General features: G+C 44.1%; 9 protein-coding genes. 6 read left to right on the plus strand and 3 right to left on the minus strand.

The features are described 5' to 3' along the window. The first annotated feature begins 29 nt into the window (after window positions 1–29). Together QUA43_RS28380 and QUA43_RS28385 are read left to right on the plus strand one after the other, a co-directional pair. Window positions 30–926 (plus strand): phosphatase domain-containing protein, encoded by an 897-nt coding sequence (locus tag QUA43_RS28380; RefSeq protein WP_333378822.1) that lies wholly within the window; start codon window positions 30–32, stop codon window positions 924–926. 70 nt (window positions 927–996) lie between these two features. Then, window positions 997–1,581 (plus strand): Uma2 family endonuclease, encoded by a 585-nt coding sequence (locus QUA43_RS28385; protein ID WP_333378824.1) that lies wholly within the window; start codon window positions 997–999, stop codon window positions 1,579–1,581. 253 nt (window positions 1,582–1,834) lie between these two features. Here the strand turns inward: QUA43_RS28385 and QUA43_RS28390 are convergent, their stop codons facing one another. Then, the gene (locus tag QUA43_RS28390) at window positions 1,835–3,370 is read right to left on the minus strand and encodes a mercuric reductase (RefSeq protein WP_333378826.1); all 1,536 of its coding nucleotides are present in this window, start codon (window positions 3,368–3,370) and stop codon (window positions 1,835–1,837) included. 16 nt (window positions 3,371–3,386) lie between these two features. Next, the gene (locus tag QUA43_RS28395) at window positions 3,387–4,118 is read right to left on the minus strand and encodes a TVP38/TMEM64 family protein (protein WP_333378828.1); all 732 of its coding nucleotides are present in this window, start codon (window positions 4,116–4,118) and stop codon (window positions 3,387–3,389) included. A 77-nt stretch (window positions 4,119–4,195) separates the two neighbouring features. Between QUA43_RS28395 and QUA43_RS28400 the strand changes: the two genes are divergently transcribed. The 3 genes from QUA43_RS28400 (at window position 4,196) to QUA43_RS28410 (ending at window position 6,026) form a co-directional block, all read left to right on the plus strand. Further along, window positions 4,196–5,224 (plus strand): isochorismatase, encoded by a 1,029-nt coding sequence (locus tag QUA43_RS28400; protein WP_333378830.1) that lies wholly within the window; start codon window positions 4,196–4,198, stop codon window positions 5,222–5,224. A 169-nt stretch (window positions 5,225–5,393) separates the two neighbouring features. Beyond that, window positions 5,394–5,882, plus strand: coding sequence for a hypothetical protein (locus QUA43_RS28405; protein WP_333378832.1), 489 nt, complete (start codon window positions 5,394–5,396; stop codon window positions 5,880–5,882). 12 nt (window positions 5,883–5,894) lie between these two features. Continuing rightward, window positions 5,895–6,026 (plus strand): hypothetical protein, encoded by a 132-nt coding sequence (locus QUA43_RS28410; protein WP_333378834.1) that lies wholly within the window; start codon window positions 5,895–5,897, stop codon window positions 6,024–6,026. Between the two features lie 92 nt (window positions 6,027–6,118). Here QUA43_RS28410 and QUA43_RS28415 read toward each other — a convergent pair whose 3' ends face one another. Beyond that, on the minus strand, window positions 6,119–7,141 hold the full coding sequence (locus QUA43_RS28415) for a cysteine peptidase family C39 domain-containing protein (protein ID WP_333378836.1): 1,023 nt from the start codon (window positions 7,139–7,141) through the stop codon (window positions 6,119–6,121). Between the two features lie 314 nt (window positions 7,142–7,455). Between QUA43_RS28415 and QUA43_RS28420 the strand changes: the two genes are divergently transcribed. Continuing rightward, window positions 7,456–8,240 (plus strand): CHASE3 domain-containing protein (locus QUA43_RS28420; RefSeq protein ID WP_333378838.1); only part of this gene is annotated, 785 nt, incomplete at its 3' end.

The following is an 8,240-nucleotide window of genomic DNA, read 5'->3' on the forward strand; positions in this document are numbered from 1 at the left end:
GATGGAATGAAGAGGTAAGTATTTAAACAATGCCCAATGCCCAATGTCCAATTACCAATTACCAATTACCAATTGCCATGAAAAGAGTTATTGTACTTGTTGGTTTACCTGCTTCGGGAAAATCTCAATTTGCTAGGGAGTTGCTGCTGTCTGAACCTGCAAAGTGGGTGCGTAGCAATAAAGATTTGCTCAGAGAAATGGCTCACGCTTCTCATTGGTCGCCGGCGAATGAAAAGTTTATTGTGCAGTTGAGAGATACGATTATTTTGATGGCTTTGGAAAGTGGCAAGCACGTCATTGTTGATGATACTAATTTTGGGCCTCACATCGAGCATATTAAACAGTTGGTTAAAGGTAAAGCTGTTGTCGAAGTTAATGATTCTTTCTTGCAAGTTCCGGTTGAGGAATGTATTAAACGGGATTTGAAAAGACTTAATTCGGTGGGCAAAGATGTGATAATGAAGATGTACAATAAGTACGTGCGGGTTCCCGTTGTGCCGCCGGAATATAACCCGGATTTGCCGGATGCAATTATTGTTGATATGGACGGCACATTAGCGCTTCTCAATGGCAGAAATCCTTTTGATGCTTCTACGTGCGATCGCGATTTACCGAATCAGCCGGTTTTAGATACCGTTCGCAAGTGGCAGCCCAGCGCTAATATTATTGTAGTGTCGGGCCGCACAGATGACTGTCAGCCTCAAACTGAAAAATGGTTGCAGCAGTACGAGGTCAATTATGCTGCTCTTTATATGCGGAAAACCGGAGATATGAGGAAGGATGCAATTATGAAGGAAGAGTTGTATCGGCAGCATATTGAAGGGAAGTATAACATTAAGTTTGTTTTGGACGATCGCCAGCAAGTTGTTGATATGTGGAGAAGCTTGGGATTGACGGTATTCCAAGTAGATGAAGGGGATTTTTGATCTAGGGTTTTTCTGACAATTGTCCCATGCCTAATGCTACAATCAAAGTAACATCACAAAAAATTTTGTTATGATAGCCATTCCCCAAGAACCCCAAAAAATGACGGTTGAGGAATATCTCGAATGGGAAGCTCAACAAGAGATTCGCCACGAATATGTCAACGGCGAAGTTTTTGCCATGACAGGCAGTACAATTCCTCATAACGATCTTGCACTTAACTTTTACACTGCATTGCGCCCGCATCTGCGTTCCAGAGGCTGTCGGATGAACGTGTCAGATGTGAAATTGCAAGTCAGTTTTCAAAGCCGTTACTACTACCCTGATGTGATAGTCAGTTGCGACCCTCAAGACCTGGATTCCCGCAAATTCATTCAGAATCCTAAAATCATTGTGGAAGTTCTTTCTCCCAGTACAAGTGCTAAAGATCGGGATGAAAAATTCACTTGTTACCTAAAAATTCCGACTTTGCAAGAGTATATCTTGATTGATTCACAAAAGATTTTTGTTGAGCGTTACTGTCGGGGAGAGGGGAGAATGTGGCTGTACTATTCTTACACTGCTGGGGAGATTATCACTTTATCAAGTATTGGGTTTGATTTGCCGATCGCACTTTTGTATGAAGGTGTTGGATTTGAAACAGAAACAGAAACGTAAATGGGAATATTGAAAACCGCAATCTCTGTAGGGGCGGGTTCACCGAAATCTTTAACACAAATCAAACAATCTGATAAACCCGCCCTCCAACGCCCAATTTTACATCAACGTTTTATCCCTTAAATTAATGGTAAATTTGTATTTGCGATGGGGTGGGGGCGGGTTTAGGAGATTATTAATTTTTTCCATAGATGGTTGGTGAACCCGCCCCTACGGTTCAATTGTACCTGGTGTTGATTCAATACAGTTCAAACTATCGCGTCCAAGCCAGCCAGCGGTTAAACAAATTTTTCACAAACGGCGTCAAACGAGTGCGATTGTAAGCATCTCCCGCTTTCCGAATTGCATCAGCTTGTGTTGGATACGGGTGAATTGTGCTAGCAATCTTTCCCAAACCAATATTGTTAACCATTGCCAAAGTAATCTCGCTGATCATATCCCCAGCGTGGCGCGCAACAATAGTTGCACCTAATATTTTATCGCTGCCTTTCTTGACGTGAATTTTCACAAATCCTTCCTCTTCCCCGTCAATAATTGCCCGATCGACTTGACTGAAAGGAATTAAAAATGTATCGATATCAGTGCCTTTTTCCTTAGCCTCGTGTTCCCCAATTCCGACGCGCGCAATTTCCGGGTTTGTGTAAGTACACCAAGGTATCGTTAAAGCGCTGAGCTTTTTGCGCCCGAAAAATAGAGTGTTTTGAATTACCATTCTCGCGGCAAAATCAGCAGCGTGAGTAAATTTATGTTTCATGCAAATATCGCCGGCGGCATAAATGCGGGGATTAGTAGTTTGCAAATTGTCGTTGACAAATACGCCTTTTTGTGTATCGTATTCAACGCCGATCGCCTCCAGATTCAATCCTTCCACGTTAGGCGATCGCCCTGTACTCACAATAATTTCATCTACTGTTACCGATGCTTCCTTACCTTGACATTTATAATAAATTACTTTGCCTGCATTTGTTTTCTCAACGCGCTCTATTTGGGATTCTAGTATTAGTTGAATTTCTTCGCGTACAAAAGCCTGCTGCACGATTTTAGCAGCCTCCGCATCTTCCTTGTCTAAAATTTGAGCATTTTTGTGCAGCAATACGACTTCCGAACCCAGCCGCCGAAAGGCTTGAGCCAATTCGCAGCCGATCGGCCCTGCCCCAATTACTGCCAAACGCTGAGGTCTTTCTGTGAGGTTAAAGACAGTTTCATTTGTCAGATATCCAGCTTCTTGTAAGCCGGGAATTTGTGGTTGTCGCGCCCTTGCACCTGTGGCAATTACTGCTTTTTTAAAGCGGAGAGTTTGACCTGCAACTTCTACTGTATTGTTGCTAGTAAAACGACCCGAACCTAAAAAAACATCAACTCCTAATTTGTACTGGTAGCGTTCAACAGAATCAACATCGCTGATTCCCGCCCTAATCCGGCGCAGCCGTTCCATCACAGCGGCAAAATCCACTTCTACATTGTCAGAAACATTAACACCAAATTTACTTGCTTCCCAGATATCGCCAACAGTCCGAGACGATCGAATTAAAGCTTTTGACGGCACACAACCGACATTCAAACAGTCGCCGCCCATCAAATGTTTTTCAATCAAAGCAACTTTCGCGCCCAAACCTGCGGCACCGGCAGCCACAATTAATCCAGCGGGCCCCGCGCCAATTACTACTAAATTATAAGAACTAGCAGGCTGCGGATTTACCCAATCGGGCGGATGCAAATAGGAGACTAATTTCTGGTTGTGTTCGTCCATCGGGGGGACAGTTACGCGATCGAGTTTTGACTGCGACATTGGCAAATTCTCCTAATTAAATACTTTTTTCCAAAGCTTTGCTGGCTATCCGAGTGATAAAGACAGTAACAGCGACAGTAGCCAGAAAACTGATAATATTAATCAACCATTTTACTGCGGAATCTTGAGGACTTGCATACACAGTTTCCGTGCCTATCGCAGCAACCTCTCCCACCAAAGAACCCGAGTAAACGTACATAACTGTACCCGGTATCATGCCAAAGGAACCCAGCACGTAGTCTTTCAAAGAAACTTGAGTAATTCCCAGAGCGTAATTCAATAAATTGAAAGGAAATAAAGGACAAAGACGAGTCAAAAAAACTATTTTTAATCCTTGTTGGGAAACTGCGCGATCGAGAGCTTTAAACTTGGGGTGAGATTGCATATATTTTACCACGCGATCGCGGCACAAATAGCGCCCGATCGCAAAAGCAAATACAGCACCTAAAATGGAAGCCGCAAATACGTAAACTGAACCCCACCACAAACCAAAAATCGCCCCCCCTCCCAGCGTCAGTACCGAACCCGGTACAAACAGCACAGTAGCCAAGTTGTAAGTAGCGACAAAAGCCACTGGCCCCCACCACCCTAAATCCTCGATCCGCATTAACAGAGTTCTCAAAACATCTTGAACGTAGGCAGATCTAGTTGCTACAATTAAGAGAGCGAGCAAAAGGGCGATCGAAAAAAACAACACTATGCGTTTAAATTTTACCCTAGCATAATCTTGGATTCGTGCTTTTGCCATGATTCACCCGCAAATATTTATCAGCATTATACTGCAAACTTAAATTATTACTGTAAACTACCCTAAAAGCGATCGTCATGACACCAAAAGCCCAACTTCCAATCCCCGAACATTTCGACCTCAAAAAAGTAGGCGAAGTCTGGCGAGTCCCCTACCAAGAACGCGCCGCCCAAGCGAAAGATTGGGCCAAACAGCACAACATCCAGCCCGCCGCCAGCGACAAAAATCAGATTTGTTTGCTGATAATCGATGCCCAAAATACCTTTTGTTTGCCCGAATTTGAACTATTTGTTGGCGGCCGTTCCGGTAGCGGTGCTGTCGATGACAACCTGCGGCTGTGCGAATTTATTTACCGTAATTTAAATGCAATTACAACCATTGCGCCCACAATGGATACCCACACCGCCATGCAAATTTTTCATCCAATCTTTTGGATCAACGAAGCTGGCGAACACCCCCTACCCGCCGCCACATCAATTACTTTAGAAGACGTGCAGCAAGGCATCTGGAAAGTCAATCCAGCCGTCGCCGATAGCATCAGCGGGGGCAATTTTTCAGCACTGGAAAAACAGGCTTGGAACTACGTCAAAAAACTCAGCGCCGATGGGAAATATCCCCTGACAATTTGGCCTTATCACTCGATGTTAGGTGGCATCGGACACGCGCTGGTTTCGGCGGTGGAAGAAGCAATATTTTTTCATACTATAGCCCGCAACAGCCAAGCACTTTTTGAAATCAAAGGCGGGAATCCACTGACAGAAAACTATTCTGTTTTGCGCCCTGAAGTGTTAGATGGATTCGACGGCAATCCGATTGCGGAAAAGAATGCTAAGTTTATTGATAAATTACTCGATTTTGATGCAATAATTATTGCCGGACAAGCCAAAAGTCACTGCGTTGCTTGGACAATTGATGATTTGTTAACGGAAATTTTGGCGCGAGATCCGAATTTGGCAAAGAAGGTTTATTTGCTGGAAGATTGCAGTTCGCCTGTGGTGGTTCCGGGTGTTGTTGATTTCACGGAACAAGCAGATGCAGCTTATCAAAAATTTGCGGCGGCGGGAATGAATGTGGTTAAATCTACTGAGTTAATTCTGGACGATTAAAGACCAGGGTTTACTCTTGGGGTTTTCAGTGAAAAAAAGTATACATGATTAACCAGGGGCGGTAATTTTTGTTCGGTTGGCACTCTGCTGCGATCGCATTTAACTTATTGCTTATGATATCATATCCGAAAAATCACTTACGAGAGAAGCGTAGTTAAGGAGTTTCCCGATGGCTGAAAGCGAAATTTATAGTGTTGTTCTTTTTCGGGATGCGAGTGTGCAAGCAATTTCAAAACTCTCGGTGGCCATCGCCACGACTCTTCTGAGCACAGTTGTAACTGCAACCCAAGCCTACGCAGTTCCCGTCACCTACGATTTCACCATCACTGTTACCAAAGGCGGGTTAGCGGGCAATTCATTCGACGGTTCTTTCAGCTACGATGATGCCAAATTGAAGGGAACGGGAGTGGAAGAATTGGGAATTACTGACGGATTAACGACCTGCCTAAATTACCTGGGACGCACTTATCGCGAAACCGATGATACCAGTTATCCTACCTTTCCCACACTCAGATTTGAGGATGGCAAGATCACGCAACTAAACTTTTGGATTCAGCCGAATCAACGAGTTAATTGGTGGAATTTACCTGGATGGGAAGTCAAGCTGTCTGAGCCTAAAATGAGCGATTCAACTGTTCCCAATTGTCAAAAACGGTGAGGCGTAGCCAAGGTGCGATCGAGGGTAAAAATATACGAGGAATTAGATGCAACTGCCTACGCTTACGGTAATTTCAGGCAGCCACGCTACCAAGGTGCGATCGCCGATTATCTGCTGGGGCGATCGCATATTTGCGATCGCTAGGAACGGATGACTCAAAGATTGTTTTAAAAAAACCGCATGATTCCTATTTTCTGTCGGTCAATAGTGCCTCTGCGGTTGACGATTTTTAATAACTATTTCCCATCCAATCGGGGGGTTCCTTCCAAAAAACTGCCGCTCAACATTAATTCCGTCATCCGGTCTAAGTTGCCGCTGACTTGCAATTTTTTATCGGTTTGAAAGCGCTCGATATCTGCTTTCAAATTGCCGCTATTATATCCTAATTTACTCAAATAGTCAATAGCTTGCTGATTGCTTAACAAGATATCCGCAGACCGGAAAATCGGCACGTATTGATCGCGCCAAACCTGGGCAAAAGTTGCTCTATCTAAATAGAAAATCCTCCCCCGTGCCGGGTCTCCAATGGCAGCAATACTGTCATTCATTCCCAGCAAAGCCACGGCGTGGGGTAGCTTCCGAGGGCCGTCAAACAGCCAAACTGCTAGCACTCCGGGGCGATTAATTTGCTGAATTTGCTCCCAAGTCGGCGCCAGTTCGATCGCATTTACGCCCAAAGCTCTTGCTGCTATAATTAACTGCGGCATGGAAGTTCCCAAGCGACTCGTCCGGGCAAAACGCGCTACACTCGATTCCGTGGCATCGATTCCCCAACGCCTTAACACTGTTGCTAGGGCCGCCGGCGCGCAACTGCTGTTAGATGTTTGTCGAAATACACCGTTGGGTCGCAAATTATCTATTAAATCAGCGTAAATTGGCGCCATAAAATAGTTTTCAGCGCCTGTAAATCCTCCCAATCCCAGCAAGCCAATTAAGATTACTGCGATTACTTGCGATCGCGCTGTCAACCAACTTATACTAAACCCAATACCGCAGACTCCCATCAACATCACTCGTAGCAAAGTCCAAGTAACTCGCATCCCGTGAAAGCGCCACTCGATCGGCAAAACAGGCATTTGAGGCATATTTAGAGCCAGTAGCAGCAAGGCAATATAAAAACCCAAAAACAGCAGGGCGATCGAATTTCTGCCCTTAAACAAATCATTAGCCGTCACTCCCGATCGAACTAACACTCGCCCGAACCGCATTCCCCAGACAAACAGCACCGCACCCAGCACCAGCGTCACTACTATTTCCATGAACTCAAAATTTTGTTGCTTAACTAAGTTGTAACATTTATGCGATCGACTTGAACCCCAATCAATAGTGGGAGAGAGGAAGAGTGGGGGAGAGAATTTGACGATGTGTGGGTTTCGTTCTTCAATTTCCCGCTACAATCGAATAAACAAGATTTATCCAACCAAAATCGCAGCAGGTAGAACAACCGTTAATCCTAAAGGCTTGGCCTGCATCGCTTGCTCGACATTAAGTTTTGCCAGGTTTTTATTTATGAGTGTGAATCAATGGTGACAATCAGATAATTCAGCTACCTAATCCCAAAGGAGAGATTGCTATGTTTGTCAACTTAAAGCTGAGAAACCAGATGTTACTCGGATATGCAGTTCCCATTGCTTTATTTGTAGGATTAGTAGCGCCAGTTTTCTCTAGCGCCAGTAAGATAGCCGAGTCATATAAACAAACAAAAATCTCGCTTATTGCCATAGAAGGGACAGATTATATGAGTTTTTACATGGCCCAGATGGTGGGAGATACTAGGGGCTATCTTCTGATCAAGGATGGAGATTATTTAAATGCTTACCAGAAAACTTTACAAACATTTGAAGAAACAGCAGCATCTCTAGGCAAGACGATTGAAAATCCCAGCCAAAAAGAGCGATTGCAAAAATTAATGGGCTTACAAAAACAATATGATGATTTTTCTGGACAAATGATTAATTTAGTCAAGCAAGGAAAGCAAAAAGAAGCGCTAGAAGTTTTTGCCACAAAAAAAGGGACATTAATCATCAATGAATTTAACGAATTAAATCGCTCTTTTAATGAAAAAGAGCATGAAATTTTGGACGCTGCAACTTCCAAGGCAGAAGAAAATATCAGATTTTTAGTCGCTGCCGTTTTGGTTGGTGCCGTCTTAGGCATCACGATCGCCTTACTTGCTGCCTTTTTAATCTCTTCAGGTATTGCTAAAACAATTAGTGACGCAGTGAATACGATCGCCAGTTCTTCCACAGAGATTGCGGCCACAGTGGAACAGCAGGAACGTACAGCCGCACAGCAATCGAGCTCTGTAAATCAAACTACAATCACAATGGATGAGCTGGGCGCGGCTTCCCAACAATC

It is taken from the genome of Microcoleus sp. N9_B4 (assembly GCF_036701635.1).
GTDB lineage: Bacteria > Cyanobacteriota > Cyanobacteriia > Cyanobacteriales > Microcoleaceae > Microcoleus.